Source organism: Thermasporomyces composti (assembly GCF_003386795.1).
GTDB classification, from domain to species: Bacteria; Actinomycetota; Actinomycetes; order Propionibacteriales; family Actinopolymorphaceae; genus Thermasporomyces; species Thermasporomyces composti.
The window spans coordinates 907879-922735 of record NZ_QTUC01000001.1 but is presented as its reverse complement, the minus strand read 5'-3'; the positions used below and the strand labels follow the sequence as shown (position 1 = coordinate 922735).

Sequence of the window (14857 nt, the reverse complement as noted above, 5' to 3'; positions counted from 1 at the left end):
ACGGGGAGGTAGCGCATGCGTCCACCACCGCGGCGTGGTCGGGGTCGAAACGAGTTCCCAGCGGTTCGGAGGCCGACGTCTGCTGAGCGTCGGGGGGTAGCCAGCCGTTCGGCGAGTGCTGTCCGATGGTGGCGGCGTGTGTGCGTCACCGCGGTCGCCGGCCTGGCTGGGCTGGCGGTCGCCATGACTCCGGTGGCGCCCGCCGTGGGACAGGTCTCCGCTGGGCGGGGGCCTGACGTCCCGACGTCGGAGAGCGTGTCTCGGCAGGCGCCAGCGCGGGTGTCGGTCACCCTCCTGACCGGAGACCGGGTCGTGCTGCCGTCCGCGACGGCCACCTCAGCGGGGATCGTCCCAGGCCCGGGCCGGCATGGCACCCGCTTCCTCACCCGCGTCGTCGACGGGCACCTGTACGTCATCCCTCTCGACGCGCTGCCGCTGCTCCGTCAGGGCGTGCTCGACCGTCGGCTGTTCGACGTGACCGGCCTGGTCGAGGCGGGTTACGACGACCGGCGACAGGGCGCCGTCCCGCTCATCGTCGCGTACGGAAGCGACACCGCCCGGACACGCGGACGCGGTCACCTGGCGGAGGCGGGTGGCACGGACCTCAGGTCGCTCCCGGTCATCGACGCCACGGCGCTCGAGGTAGCCAAGGACTCGGCGACCAGTTTCTGGAACGACCTCGTCGTCGAACGGAACGGCGTCGCTCGCACGTTCGCCGCGGGCATCGAGAAGGTCTGGCTCGATGGGAAGCGTCGGTTGGCGCTCGACCAGAGCGTGCCGCAGATCGGTGCGCCGGCGGCGTGGGACGCCGGCTACCGAGGTGAGGGTGTGACCGTCGCGGTGGTCGACGGAGGGATCGACGCCACGCACCCTGACCTGGACGGCAAGGTCAAGGCGGCGAAGGACTTCACCGGCGAAGGCCTCGGTGACGACTTCGGGCACGGCACGCACGTGGCCTCCACCATCGCCGGCACGGGTGCGGCATCCGACGGGACGTACACCGGCGTGGCGCCCGAGGCCAGCCTGCTGGACGCGAAGGTGTGCGGCCGGGACGGCTTCTGCGACGAGTCGGCGATCGTGGCCGGCATGGAGTGGGCGGCGGTCGAGCAGCAGGCCGACATCCTCAACCTGAGCCTCGGTGGCGCGGACACGCCGGAGGTGGACCCGCTCGAGGAGGCGGTGAACCGGCTGAGCGAGGAGACGGGCGCGCTGTTCGTCATCTCCGCTGGCAACAGCGGTCCGGAGGAGGAGAGCGTCGAGTCGCCGGGAAGCGCGGACGCGGCGTTGACCGTTGGTGCGGTGGACAAGTCCGACGAGCTCGCCTTCTTCTCCAGCCGCGGGCCACGCGTCGGCGACGGGGCGATCAAGCCGGACGTCACGGCGCCGGGTGTGGAGATCGTGGCGGCTCGGGCGGCCGGCACCGAGATGGGGCCACCGGTGGGTGACCACTACGTCTCCGCTGACGGGACCTCCATGGCCGCGCCCCACGTCGCTGGTGCCGCGGCGCTGCTCGCCCAGCAGCACCCGGAATGGACAGGGGAGCAGCTCAAGCGAGTCCTCGTCGCGTCGGCCGTCCCGCACCCGGACGTGACCGTGCTCGAGCAGGGCGCCGGGCGGGTCGACGTGTCCCGGGCGTTGACGCAGACGGTCACGACCGATCCGGTGAGCCTGTCGTTCGGCCGGGCCGAGTGGCCGCACGAGGATGACGAGCCGGTGACGAAGACGGTCACCTACCACAACAGCGGGTCGAGCGACGTCACGCTGGAGCTGGCGGTGACCCTCACCGGGCCGGACGGCGAGCCCGCGCCGGCGTCGGCGGTGGAGCTGAGCCAGACCTCGCTCACGGTGCCGGCGGGCGGCTCCGCGTCGGTCGACATCACCTCCCACACCGCCCACGACGGTCCGGACGGCTTCTACAGTGGCCGGCTCACGGCGACCGCCGAGGGGGTGTCGGTCGCCACACCGATCGGCGTCAACAAGGAGGTCGAGAGCTACGACCTCACCATCGAGTACCTGGACCGCGGCGGTCAGCCGACGAACGACGCGGACAGCATGATCCTGGGGCTCGACGCGTCGGTGTGGGAGTTCACCGAGGTCGTCGACGGCAGGACACGGATCCGGCTGCCCGCCGGTCGGTACCTCGTCGACACCATGGTGTTCGACGAGGACGAGAGGGAGCTGACCCTGCTCGTCCAGCCCGTCCTCACCCTCGACCGCGACCAGACGATCATCGCGGACTCTCGGCTCGGCAAGCCCTTGTCGACCACCGTCGAACGCCCGTCGGTGCGTCCGGCGATGGTGACCGTCGGCTACGACGTGCGCACCGACCACATCCAGGGGAGTTCGACACTCGGAAGCGACACGTTCGACGGCCTGTACACCGCTCACCTGGGACCTGCGGCGTCGGGCGAGATGTTCTCCGCCCACGTCACCAGCCAGTGGGCGGTGCCAGGGCCGGAGGGCGACTTCGCCAACTCGCCCTACCTGTATGGACTGGTGGACACCCAGGACGGTCGGTACTACACCGGCTTCGACCGGACGGTCCGCGACCGTGACCTGGCCACGGTGCGCACCCGCATCGCTCGCCAGCTGCCGGACCGGCAGGCGATGCGCTTCGCCTTCGGTGTCGCTGAATCGATGAGTGGCGGGATCATTCCCGGCCTCGTCATGGATCTCCCCCACACGGTGACGAGCTATCTCGAGCCCGCGTCGGTGACGTGGAGTTTCGACGTCGAGGAGTTCGTCCGTGACGAGGAGGGCTGGCCGGTTCCCCAGACGACCCTGTGGTCTGAGGACCGCCAATACCGCAAGGGGCACCGCTACGTCGAGCAGTGGAACGACGCGGTGTTCGCTCCGGTGACGGGGTCGGCTTCCTTCGTTGAACGCGACGGTGACGCCATCTCCGTCGGCATCCCGATGTATGGCGACGGGAGTGGGCATGCCGGCGAATCGCTCACCGATACCGCGCGGACGACGCTGTACCGCGACGGGAGGAAGGTGGCGGAGACCGAGTACCCCGGGTACCTCGACACCGTCACGGTCCCGGTCGAGGAGTCGACGTACCAACTCAAGGTCAGCGCGACCAGGCCGTCGTACTCGTTGTTCTCGACCGAGGTCGAGACCACGTGGACGTTCCGGTCGAAGCACGTCGAGGAGCCCACACCGTTGCCGCTGTGGGCGGTGCGGTTCGACCCGAAGGTCGACCAGACCAACCGCGGCAAGCGAGCCACGGTGGTGCCGATCAAGCTGCAGGCGCAGGACGGCGCGAAGGTCGGCGTGATCCGCCGCCTGTCGGTGTCGGTGTCGACCGACGACGGCCGCTCCTGGCGTCCCGTGCGGGCGGTTCGCGTCGGCAAGGACCGCTGGGTTGCGGCGGTGGCCGTCGTCAAGGACCGCGACGCGTCCTACGTCTCGCTGCGCGCGAAGGCCAGCGACACCAGGGGCAACAAGGTCGAGCAGACCATCATCCGCGCCTACGCGGTGAGGTAGTACGCACCGCCTGATCGACGAGCCAGTGGCTCTGCCTCCGGTGGGGTCACTGGCTCGTCCGTCTTGTGCCTGCTTCGTGTGGGCGAACCCGATGGACGACGCTAGTCAACCAGTCAGTTTTACAACTGATCGGTTGACAATGAGGTCGGCACAGCGTACGGTGGCTGACAACCGATTGGTTGAGAACTGAGAGGACGAGCGGTGACCGACGACCAGCTGTCCCGTGTGTTCGCGGCTCTCGCTGACCCCACGCGTCGGGACATCGTGGCTCGGCTCTCGAGCGGTGACGCGACCGTCGGCCAGCTCGCGGAGCACTACGACATGTCGGTCCAAGCCGTCTCCAAGCACCTCAAGGTCTTGGAGAACGCCGGGCTGGTGACTCGGAGCCGCCAAGCGCAGCGCCGGCCGTGCCGCCTCGAACCGCAGGTACTCGACCTCATGGCCGCGTGGATCGAGAAGTACCGGCGGCGCGCGGAGGAGCGGTACCGCCGTCTCGACGCGGTCCTGGCGGCCATGGACATGGAGGGCGCGGACGACGACCAGACCACGCGCCATCGCCACCAAGGAGCAGCATCATGATCGCCTCGACGAAGCACGAGACACACATCGACGTCGACCCCCAGCTGCCGACCATCCGGGTCACGCGCGAGTTCGACGCGCCGGCGGAGCGGGTCTTCCGGGCCCACGTCGAGCCGGAGCTCTTCGCCCAGTGGGTGGGACCCGCCTCGGCCAGCACGCGGATCGACCATTGGGACGCACGCACCGGTGGCAGCTACCGGTTCGTCAACATCGAAGGCGAGCAGGAGTACGCCTTCTATGGCTCCTTCCACGAGGTGCGGCCCCACGAGCGCGTCGTGCAGACCTTCACCTACGAGGGCATGCCGGACATGGTGAGCCTGGAGTTCGCGACGTTCGAGGACCTCGGCGACGGGCGGTCCCGCCTCGAGACGCTGTCCGTCCTGGACTCGATCGAGGCACGGGACCAGATGATCGCCAGTGGGATGGAGGCCGGCGTCGTCGAGGGCTACGCGATGCTCGACGCCCTCCTCGCCCGCCAGTAAGTCCAGCCGCTGTCCACGTTCCTCTCGCCCTCGTGCGCTGCGCCGCCATGCCGGCGGGCAGGACGGCCCAACTGCGGGGATGGGGTGCGCCGGCTCGGGCGCGCCGGCGCACCCCTGCTCGACTCGCGCGTCAGTCCCAGTCGAGCGAGCCACCGGTCTGGTACTCGGTCACTCGGGTCTCGAAGAAGTTCTTCTCCTTCCGGAGGTCCATGGCCTCCGCCATCCACGGGAACGGGTTCTCGGTCTCGCCGAAGATGGGGTCCAGCCCGATCTGCTGGGCACGGCGGTCCGTGATGAAGTGCATGTACTGCTCGCACAGCTGAGCGGAGAGTCCGAGCATGCCGCGAGGCATGGTGTCGCGTGCGTAGGCGACCTCGAGCTCACACGCCTCGACGAGCATGCCGCGGACCTCGGCGGCGAACTCCGGCGTCCACAGGTGCGGGTTCTCGAGCTTGATCTGGTTGATGCAGTCGATACCGAAGTTCAGATGGATCGACTCGTCGCGCAGGATGTACTGGTACTGCTCGGCGATGCCGACCATCTTGTTGCGCCGCCCCAGCGAGAGGATCTGCGCGAACCCGGTGTAGAACCACATGCCTTCGAACACCACGTAGAAGGCGATCAGGTCCCGCAGGAAGGCCTGGGCGGCCTCCGGCGTGTTGGTGCGAAAGCCCGGGTCCTCGAGGTTCCTGGTGTACTGCAGCGCCCACGCGTCCTTGTCGGCGATGGAGGGCACCTCACGGTAGGCGTTGAACAGCTCGCCTTCGTCCAGGCCCAGACTGGTACAGATGTACTGGAAGGTGTGGGTGTGAACGGCCTCCTCGAAGGCTTGTCGGAGGAGGTACTGACGGCATTCCGGATTGGTGAGATGCCGGTAGACCGCCAGCACCAGGTTGTTGGCCACCAACGACTCGGCTGTGGCGAAGAATCCGAGGTTGCGCTTGACCATGAGCCGCTCGTCCTCGGTGAGGCCGTCGGGCGACTTCCAGAGCGCGATATCGGCCTGCATCGCGACCTCGGTGGGCATCCAATGGTTGGCGCATGCCGCCAGGTACTTCTCCCAGGCCCACGAGTACTTCAACGGAAGCAGCTGGTTGACGTCGGCGCGAGCGTTGATCATGGCCTTGTCGTCGACGCTCACCCGCTCGGCGCCGCGTCGGATCTCGCCGAGGCCTGTGGTGTTCACGATGTCCGGATCGATCGTGTGGGTCACGGTGGTGGGCTCCTCACTGGCACGCTTCGCAGTCGGGATCGCTCACACGGCAGGCCGCCTCGGCCGTGGCTGGGTGAGCGGAGTCAAGTCGAACGACAGGAACGGCGTTGAGCTTGCCGTCGGTACCGCGCAGGGTGCTCTTCTCCACGCTGGTGGCGGCTCGGGAGCGCAGGTAGTACGTGGTCTTGAGGCCGTGGCGCCAGGCCATGCGGTAGAGCTCGTCGAGCTTGCGACCGCTCGGCGCGTGGACGTAGAGGTTGAGCGACTGTGCCTGGTCGATCCACTTCTGCCGCCGTGACGCGGCCCGGATCAACCAGGCCGGGTCGATCTCGAACGCGGTGGCGTAACGACGTTTGAGGTCGTCGGGCACCCGATCGATGTTGCGCACGCTCCCGTCGTGGTACTTCAAGTCCGCCACCATGGCCGCGTCCCACAGTCCGCGTTCCTTGAGCTCGCGCGCCAAGTGAGGGTTGACAACGAGGAAGTCGCCCGACATGTTGGACTTGACGTAGAGGTTCGAGAACAGCGGCTCGATCGAGGGGTTCACGCCGCAGATGTTGGCGATGGTGGCTGTCGGCGCGATCGCCATGACGTTGGAGTTGCGCATCCCGACGGTTCGGACCCGCTCGCGTAACGCGGCCCAGTCCATCGTCGTGGAGTAGTCGACGTCGAGGTCGCCGTCACGGTGGTCGGCGAGCAGCCGGAGCGAGTCGATGGGCAGCACTCCCCGGCTCCACAGCGACCCGTCGAACGTCTCGTACCTTCCTCGCTCGGCAGCGAGGTCGCTCGACGCGGCGATGGCGTAGTACGACAGGAGCTCCATGCTGCGATCGGCGAACTCCACGGCGGCGGGGTCGTCCACTGGGAGCCCGAGAGTCAGCAGCGCGTCGGCGTACCCCATCATCCCCAGGCCGATCGGGCGATGCCGCAGGTTGGACCGACGTGCCTGCGGGATTGTGTAGAGGTTGATGTCGATGACGTTGTCCAGCATCCGCACAGCCGTCGCGACAGTGGCCCGCAGACGCTCCGTGTCGAGTCCCTCCGGGGTTACGTGGCGCGCCAGGTTGACCGAGCCCAGGTTGCACACAGCGACTTCGTCACGGCTGGTGTTGAGGGTGATCTCGGTGCAGAGGTTCGACGAGTGCACCACGCCGACGTGCTGCTGCGGAGAGCGCAGGTTGCACGGGTCCTTGAACGTGATCCACGGGTGCCCGGTCTCGAACAGCATGGTGAGCATGCGGCGCCACAGCTGGACGGCCGGCACCCTGCGGAACACCCTGATCTCACCGCGGTCGGCGGCCTCCTCGTACTCGCGGTATCGCTTGGCGAACTCCTTGCCGTAGAGATCGTGGAGGTCGGGCACCTCGTCCGGGGAGAACAGCGTCCACTCCGCGTTGGCCTCGACACGGCGCAGGAACTCGTCCGGGATCCAGTTCGCGGTGTTCATGTCGTGCGTGCGCCGCCGTTCGTCACCGGTGTTGCGCCGCAGCTCCAGGAACTCCTCGATGTCGATGTGCCACGTTTCGAGGTACGCGCAGGCCGCTCCCTTACGCTTTCCGCCCTGGTTGACCGCGACGGCGGTGTCGTTGGCGATCTTGAGGAACGGCACGACGCCCTGGGACCGGCCGTTCGTGCCCTTGATGTGCGCGCCCATGCCACGCACGGGCGTCCAGTCGTTCCCCAGTCCTCCGGAGTACTTGGCCAGCAAGGCGTTGTTGCGGTACGACTGGAAGATCGAGTCCAGGTCGTCTTCGACCGTGGTCACGAAGCACGAGGACAGTTGTGGACGTGGCGTTCCGGCGTTGAACAGCGTGGGTGTTGACACCATGAAGCGGAAGCTCGAGAGCAGGTCGTAGAACTCGATCGCGCGGGCCTCGCGCTCGTCCTCATGCACGGCCAGCCCCATGGCGACCCGCATGAAGAACGCCTGTGGCAGCTCGAAGCGGGTGCCGTCGTGGTGGAGGAGGTAACGGTCGTAGAGCGTCTGCAGGCCCAGGAAGGCGATGTCGAGGTCCCGCATCGGGCGGATGGCCGCCGCCACACGGTCGAGGTCGAAGCTTGCGAGGCGCCCGTCCACGAGGTCGAGGTCGATCGCCCGACGAAGGTAGTCGCGGAAGTAGCTCGCGTAGTCCAGCTCGGCGTGGCTGATGTGGCGCGGCTCGCCCGCGAGGTAGGACAGCGCCTCGTCACGCAGCTTGCTGAGCAGCAACCGCGCGGTCACCAACGAGTAGTTGGGTTCCCGCTCGACGAGTGTGCGCGCGGCCATGATGAGCGCCGTGGCCAGCTCTCCGATGCCGATGCCGGGATAGACGGTGCGACGGACCTCGGCGAGCACTGGCTCGGTCGCGACGTCGTCGATCCCGGCGACGGCTTCCGTCACGACGTGCTCGATCCAGGTCCACGGGATGGGTGCGCTTGTCGCCTGCGACGGCGTCCCGTCGCGACGAATGAGTGGAGTGTCCGTCGTCCCCTCAGCGGGCGGTGCCGCAGCAGACGGTGTTACAGCAGACGGTGTCGCAGCAGACCGTGTCACAGTCACAGCTCTCCCCTCGTGAGCTCGTGCTGGTGCCGGCGCGGACACGCCGGACTTCCGCGCTCGGGACAGAGCACGGGCTGATGGCAGGTCTTCGGACTCGCGGGCACCCACCGATCCGGTGGACCTACTGGCCGTCGCTTCCCAGACGAACCCGTCCAGTGCTTCGGTGACGGCGGTCGTTCCCACTCACCGCTGCGGGGCAGTCCCGGACTCTCACCGGGTTCCCTCTTGCCTCGCCCCAGCCCAACCGGCCAGGGCGAACCACCAGCGGAGAAGACACTACATGTTGTGTCGGGGTTTGCAACAGAACACTAGAAAATGTGGGCGTGTCGCAATGGGTCGAGATCATGGCCCAGGCGGGGTGCTCAGAGGCGGTCGCCCCGCGTCACTGAACAGCGCCGCGAAGTCACTGAACAGCGCCGCGAAGTGGTGCAGCCGACGCGCACCGTGCTCACGTGACTGGGCGACCGGTGCGATGAGGTGGGTGTTGCAGACGTCCTTGCCGGCCTCGGTGAGGACCGGGTAGCCGACGATCAGGGCGGGGGTTCACCGGTCCCGGTCGCCCTGGCCACCGGCGATCGGGTTGGGTGTCGTCCCCTAGGCACCGCCACGAGCACACCGAAGAGCGGTGTGAGGACGCAACGACGCAGAGGCCGGACGCCTCGAATCGGTCAAACGTCACGTGCCCTGGGCATAGCTGACTGCCCGTGACGAGCGAGTCGTCGCAGTGGACGAGCGAATCGTCTCAGCGGCTGTCGGCGTGTTGCCTGAGATGCGCTGCACCCGATGGGCGCCCCCGGCAGGATTCGAACCTGCGCACACGGCTCCGGAGGCCGTTGCTCTATCCCCTGAGCTACGGGGGCTCGAGGCTCGAAAAGGGTACCAGGCCGCCAGCCGGCTACGCTGACGCGGTGGTCTTGGACCGGCTGGCCGACGAGATCCGCGTCGCCTTCATCGAGGTGGTCCCGGACGCGACGCGGTGCGACACCGACCCGCGCGCCGGCATTCGGCTCGTCCCACCGACCCACGTAGGCGAGCGCCCCGGCACGCGGGGTGACCTGGCGTTTCCCGTGGGGCCACTTCTCGCCACAGCCCGTAGCGCCTCCGGCTCGTCCTCGATCGACCAGGCTGACCAGTCGATCAGCCGTCGCTCGCACACCGGTGACGTCCCCGACACGCGGCTGACGGCGAGCCGACTGGCGGAGCTGGTCGCGAAGCGGTTGGAACGTCTCGACGCCGTGGACGCCAGCTGGGCCGAGGCCGGGTTCGTCAACCTCCGCCTCAGCGGTGGCGCGCTCGCGTCGATCGTGTGGGAGATCCTCCGCGCCGGGCCCAGCTACGGCACACCGCCAGGGCAGGCCACCGTGGCGGAGGACGAGGCAGCGCGCGGCCCACGCCACCGTTTATCGCCGAGGCTTGGAGACGCGTTGCGGTACGCCCACGCGCGGCTGGCCGGCTTGCTCCGAGCGGGGGACGCGCTCGGCGTGCATCGCGACCCGGAGCGGCTGGACCCCGCCGCGCTCGAAGCCGAGGAGTCGCGCCAGCTGATCTGTGTACTCGCCGACTATCCCGGCGTGGTGGCGCGGTACCTCAGCGGGCGCGCGCGTCCCCGGGCGTTCGACGCGTACGTGGCCCGTTTCCTGGCGGCGGTGGAGAGGTTCGAGGCGGGCGCGGGCCCGCTGCCTCGGGGTGACGAGGAGCCGTCACCCGCGCACAGTGCCCGGCTCCTCGTGGCCGAGGCGAGCCGCGTCGTCGCCGGTCGCGCCCTCGCCTGGTGTGGACTCCCCGCGCCCGACCGGATGTGAGGCCCTGGTCAGCTGCGCGGGTCGGCCGCAGCGTCCGCCGGTTCGCGTCGCCCGACTTCGGGTCCTGGTCGGCCCGCTGGACGCTCGCCCAGGTCGATCGGACGGAGCCGATCCCGGACGAGGAGGCGTCCGCCGGGAACGTTGGCCTCGGTGAACGCGTCCTTCGTGAGGACCACCGTCGTCGGGCGAGCTCACCCCGAGGCACAGCCCGATAATCTTGCCGCCCGTGGTGCGTGGCGGGTCCTCGGTCCGGGCAGGGAAGACAAAGTGACGGACATCCTTCTCATCACCGGCCATCGCACGAACCATCCGGTCGTGACGAGACTGGTTCGGCAGCTGAAGACGTCCGGCTTCACCGTCCGCATCGCATCCACCGGCGATCCAGCCGAGCTCGGGATGGACGTCGTCGACGGCGTCGAGGCGCGCCGCCTGCGCATGAGCCTGTCCGGCCGACGCAATGGCGCCAAAGTGCCCAGGTTCTCCGCGGACTGGGCCCGGGTGGTCGCCCGCAACGCCGTCGTGCGCGCGTGGGTGCGGGTCGCCACGCCGCCACGCCGGACCTGGCTGCTCGCGCGGTATGACCCGTGGCTGCGTCGGAGGGCCAAGAACGCCGACCTCATCGTGGCGGCGGATCGGACCGCCTTACCGGCCGCTCGACGGGCCGGTCAGCTCAATCCCCGAGCCGAGGTCATGCTCGCGGACGACCCCCGACTCCGTACCCGTCTGGAGCTGATCCGCGCGGTGGCCCCGCTGCAGCGGGTCCTGCGGACCGGGAAGGTCGGCGTCGATCCGTCAGAGGTGGTGGAGGCCTGGCGGCGTGTCGAGGCCGACCCCGACGACCCCGCCGTGCGGCACTACGTCAGCGAGGTCCTCACCCTCGTGCAGACGCTGCGGCGCCACAACATGCTCGACGCAGCCGACTCCATCGTCCGGTCCGCTCTGGGCCTCGACCTGCCGGAGACGACCCGGGATCGCCTGCGCCTGCAGCAGGCGACGCTCCGCATCGTCAGCGGCGAGCATCCCGGTGATCTCGCTGAGCGGGTGCGCGCCGTGATGAGGCACGCCGACGATGCTCTCCGGGTCGGTCGGGTGGACGAGGTGGTGCCGCTGGTGATGGAGGTCACCGACGCGGTGTTCCACCGCGAGCTGCACGCCGACGTCCTCGTCAGCCCTCTCGTGTCAGACCCCGCTGGCTTCCTGGCGCCGCTGCGAGAGTCGCAGACCTACCGTGCCCTGGGCGCGCCGTCCGGGAGCATGAGCGGGCTGCTCGCCGACCAGACGGTCGCCTCGGCGCGGCGAACGGCTGGCGCGCCCACCTCAGTCGCCAGTTCGGTGGCTTCGACCGCCGGACGCCGGCCACATCGGCTGCTGATCGTCCCCGGTGACTATCCGCACTTCACCAAGGGCATCATCGGCGCACTCGCCGGAGACGACCAGGTCGACCTGCGGGTGCTCTACCTCCGGGAACCGGGAGCGCCGCCACGTCGGCACCAACGGCCCATCCTCATCGGCGACCGGCTCCGAGACGCGCTCGGTCTGGAGGTGCCGGGCTTGAGCGAGAGCGACGTCGAGCTCCTGGACTGGGCCGAGACGATCTTCGTGGACTGGTGTGACAACGCCGCCCAGTGGGTCGCCATCCACGCGCCGAGGAAGGCCCGTCTCGTCGTCCGATTCCACAGTCTGGAGGCGATCTCACCCCAGCCCCACATGATCGACTGGTCACGGGTCTCCGATGTGATCTTCGTCGGCAACCACGTGCGCCAGCTCGTCGAGCGCGCCGTCCCCGGCTTGGCCCAGGTGGATCGCATCCATGTCGTGCCCAACGAGATGCGGCTGCGGCGATTCGGGCTGCCCAAGCGCCCCGGCGCCGAGCGCACCGTGGCGATGGTGGGGTGGGCCCAGCGAGTGAAGGACCCGATCTGGGCGCTGGAGGTGCTGTCTCAGCTCCGAGCCGTCGATCGACGCTGGCGGCTCATGCTGATCGGCCACGACTTCTCCGACCACCAGCACCTCGGCGCGCTGCGGTACCGCGATCGGTTCCGTGCGCGGGCCCAGGAGGACGACGTCCGCGACGGGATCGTCTACGTCCCCTACACCAACGACCTTCCGGAGGCACTGCGCGACGCCGGCTTCATCCTGAGCGCCAGCCGACGGGAGGGTTTCCCGGTCGGTCCCACCGAGGGGGCGGCCTCCGGCGCGGTCCCGGTGATCCGCGACTGGCCGCTCTACGCCGCCTACGACGGCGCCCGAGGCATCTTCCCGAGCGACTGGGTCGTCGGCAGCGTCGAGGAGGCGGCCAAGCGCATCCTGTCCCACGCCGACGCGGAGCGGCGGGACAGGGCGGGAGCCGAGGCGCGCGACTACGTCGTCGAGCGCTACGACTGGTCCGTGGTCGAGCCGAGGTTCCGCGAGGCGCTGCTCGGTCCGGGCTCACCCATGCCGACGCGGGAGCAGCCGACCTAGCCCTTCGCCCTGGTCTCCGTCAAGGCGGCGATCTTGCGCAGCACGTCCTGCGCCGCCTCGACGTCACCGACCGGCGAGGCGAAATCCAAGGGTCGGGCGCTCAGCGGGCTGCCTTCCTCGACCAGACCCCACACCCGGCGACCGCTGCCGCGGTAGTCGCTCCACTTTGAGGGCAGGTACGGGTTGCGCTCGTGGTGCTCTGTCGTCAGGGCGTCGTTGACGATCAAGCAGTCGAACTTGGTGGTGAGGTTGAGGAAGACAAGGAAGCGGACGTAGGGATTGATGCGCACCAGGCCGCTGATCCCCAGCTCCTCGACCCGCTCCCGCAGGGCTTGCGGTTTCGAGGTGAAGACGTGCAGCCTCAGCAGGTCACGTGTGGCCGAGTCCAGGCGGGCCAGCGCGGTGAGGACGTCGTCCAGGCCACGGGTGGCGTAGAAGGTGCCGAAGTAGGCGATGTTGGCGACGCTGGGATCGAGGATGTAGTGCGACCGCGCCATCGAGTAGAAGGCGGGCGGCAGCGTGGGGTGCGGTGAGATCACGCTCTTGGCACGAGCCGCGGCGGCGACCTCCGGCACCGGACAATAGCCGAGCATGTAGTCGCGTTGGTTCTCGTTGGTGAAGACGAGCTGGTCGGCCAACGCGTAGGCGAGGTACTCGCACCAGTCCAGACAGTTCTCCGACTGTGGGACAGGAAGATCTTGACGCTTCAGTTCCGCTCTCAGCTCGTCCAGCAGAGCGCTCGGCTCCAGTGGCGCGCTGCGCACCTGGCCCGTGACGTCGCGCGAGGCCGGGTCGGAGAACTCCGCCGTCCAGACCACCGACGGACGACGCGTCTTGTACAAGGCGGCGAGGAAATGGGACGCCGGCCACATGACGCGGCTGTAGAGGCGCTCATACGGGCCCTTCACGCGCTCGAGCTCGTCGATGCGCTCCAGCCCTCGCGTACAGAACGCCTCGATCGCCGGCCACGCCGAGAAGTAGGTCGGGGTCTCGACCGCGATCTCGTTCTCGACGAACGGGCCGCTGATGCGGCGCATGCTCGGGTCGACCTCGCGCTTGCCGTCCATCTTGTTGTAGACGACGTCCACCACGTCGCCGCGCTCGCGGACTCGCTTGGCCATCACCACGGCGCTGGAGTCGTTGTACGGCGCGAAGCAGTACGCGACGGCGAGGGCGCGGGCGAGCCCGGCGTTGAGACGCTCCGAGGGCAGGTAGTCGATGTCGTGCCGGTCGATCAGGGCGACGACGCGGGCGCGGTCGTCCGGGTGGTGGCGCAGGTGCGCGTTGATGCGGTCGTACTCGGCGTCCTGGACCCGCCGCACCAGGGGGCGCGTGGTCGCGTCGCACGTCGCAGCGAGCGCGTCCAGGTCGGCGATGAGCCGGATCCGCGCCGCCACGCGTCCGGGGTCCGGGTCGTCGGGGACGTCGTGACGCGCCCGGCCGGCACGCTGGTAGGTCGCCCCGTCGGCCTCGGAGAGCTGTCGCAGCCGGCACCCGTGACGGGTGAGCAGGCTCAGGAGGAGGAGAGCGTCGGCACGGTCGGGCCCGGGGAGGTCCCCCTCGACCCGCCGGGCCAGGTGCGTGGGCAGGAGAGTGCCGAGGAGAGGGGAGGAGTCCTCACCAAAGCTCGCCGGCTCGCTGCCCGCCAGGATCTCGGGCGCCTCCCCGGAGGTCGGAGCCGACGGGAAATCCGCTTGCCGGTGCGCCACGACGATCGAGGCTTCGTCGGCGTGGGCGAGGAGCGTCCCCAGGTAAGCGGGGGAGACACGATCGCCGGCGGCGATGAACGCGCTGAAGGGATGCCGCACCGATGCGAGGGTGGCGGCGCGGACCGGAACTCGGCCGGTTGGGAGCTCGACGACACGCAGCGGAGCGCGTTCTCCTGTCGCCGACCACTCCTGGATGGCCGGCTCGACGTCATCGATGCCGCCGTCCGCCACCACGACGATCTCGACGCAGTCCGCGGGCAGCGTCTGGTCCGCGAGGCAGCGGAGGGACGTGGCGAGGTCGTCGCCGGGGCGGTACGAGACGACGACGCTGACGCTGCGTGACGCGGGTGTCGGGCTCGTCGACGTCTGGGGAGTCGAGGCCGCGCGGAGCTGGTCAAGGTGGCCCTGCCACTCCGCGATCAGCGCGGTGTCGACCGGACGCGTGGTGTCCAGCCACGGTGCGGCCGCGATGCCGTCGGCGGGGCTCGTGCTGCCCTCGGCGGATCCCTTCATCTGTCACACCCCCGGGTGGGCGGCTCAGTGTCAAGGCGCTCGGCTCCGCGGGAGCCGGCGGTCGGCGT

The 14857-nt window shown here is 69.2% G+C and carries 8 protein-coding genes, 1 tRNA gene and 1 riboswitch; of the genes, 5 read left to right on the top strand and 4 right to left on the bottom strand.

Going from position 1 to position 14857, the window contains the following annotated elements:
* Positions 1–138 precede the first annotated feature (138 nt).
* The 3 genes from DFJ64_RS03990 to DFJ64_RS03980 all read left to right on the top strand — a co-directional run bounded on the left by DFJ64_RS03990 (position 139) and on the right by DFJ64_RS03980 (position 4550).
* A complete protein-coding gene (locus DFJ64_RS03990) occupies positions 139–3489 on the top strand; it encodes a S8 family serine peptidase (protein ID WP_115849215.1) in 3351 nt (1116 codons plus the stop codon).
* Between the two features lie 201 nt (positions 3490–3690).
* Positions 3691–4068: an ArsR/SmtB family transcription factor gene (locus DFJ64_RS03985; RefSeq protein WP_115849214.1), complete on the top strand. Its 378-nt coding sequence runs from the start codon at positions 3691–3693 to the stop codon at positions 4066–4068.
* The gene (locus DFJ64_RS03980) at positions 4065–4550 is read left to right on the top strand and encodes an SRPBCC family protein (protein ID WP_115849213.1); all 486 of its coding nucleotides are present in this window, start codon (positions 4065–4067) and stop codon (positions 4548–4550) included. Before DFJ64_RS03985 ends, DFJ64_RS03980 begins: the two co-directional genes overlap by 4 nt.
* Before the next feature lie 130 nt (positions 4551–4680).
* Here DFJ64_RS03980 and DFJ64_RS03975 read toward each other — a convergent pair whose 3' ends face one another.
* The 3 genes from DFJ64_RS03975 to DFJ64_RS03965 all read right to left on the bottom strand — a co-directional run bounded on the left by DFJ64_RS03975 (position 4681) and on the right by DFJ64_RS03965 (position 9162).
* Positions 4681–5763 (bottom strand): ribonucleotide-diphosphate reductase subunit beta, encoded by a 1083-nt coding sequence (locus DFJ64_RS03975; RefSeq protein ID WP_245940936.1) that lies wholly within the window; start codon positions 5761–5763, stop codon positions 4681–4683.
* 13 nt (positions 5764–5776) lie between these two features.
* On the bottom strand, positions 5777–8296 hold the full coding sequence (locus DFJ64_RS03970; protein ID WP_281268485.1) for a ribonucleoside-diphosphate reductase subunit alpha: 2520 nt from the start codon (positions 8294–8296) through the stop codon (positions 5777–5779).
* Positions 8297–8364: 68 nt separating this feature from the next.
* Positions 8365–8580, bottom strand: a riboswitch (cobalamin riboswitch).
* Between the two features lie 510 nt (positions 8581–9090).
* Positions 9091–9162, bottom strand: a tRNA-Arg gene (locus tag DFJ64_RS03965).
* Between the two features lie 48 nt (positions 9163–9210).
* Between DFJ64_RS03965 and DFJ64_RS03960 the strand changes: the two genes are divergently transcribed.
* On the top strand, positions 9211–10104 hold the full coding sequence (locus DFJ64_RS03960) for a DALR anticodon-binding domain-containing protein (protein ID WP_170152487.1): 894 nt from the start codon (positions 9211–9213) through the stop codon (positions 10102–10104).
* Positions 10105–10371: 267 nt separating this feature from the next.
* Entirely contained in the window at positions 10372–12567 is a 2196-nt protein-coding gene (locus DFJ64_RS03955; protein ID WP_115849211.1) for a glycosyltransferase family 4 protein, read from the top strand.
* On the opposite strand, the gene DFJ64_RS03950 is transcribed toward DFJ64_RS03955, so the two are convergent.
* Complete coding sequence (locus DFJ64_RS03950) at positions 12564–14789, bottom strand: hypothetical protein (protein WP_115849210.1); 2226 nt, start codon at positions 14787–14789, stop codon at positions 12564–12566. The two genes, DFJ64_RS03955 and DFJ64_RS03950, sit on opposite strands and share 4 nt — an antisense overlap.
* Positions 14790–14857 lie beyond the last annotated feature (68 nt).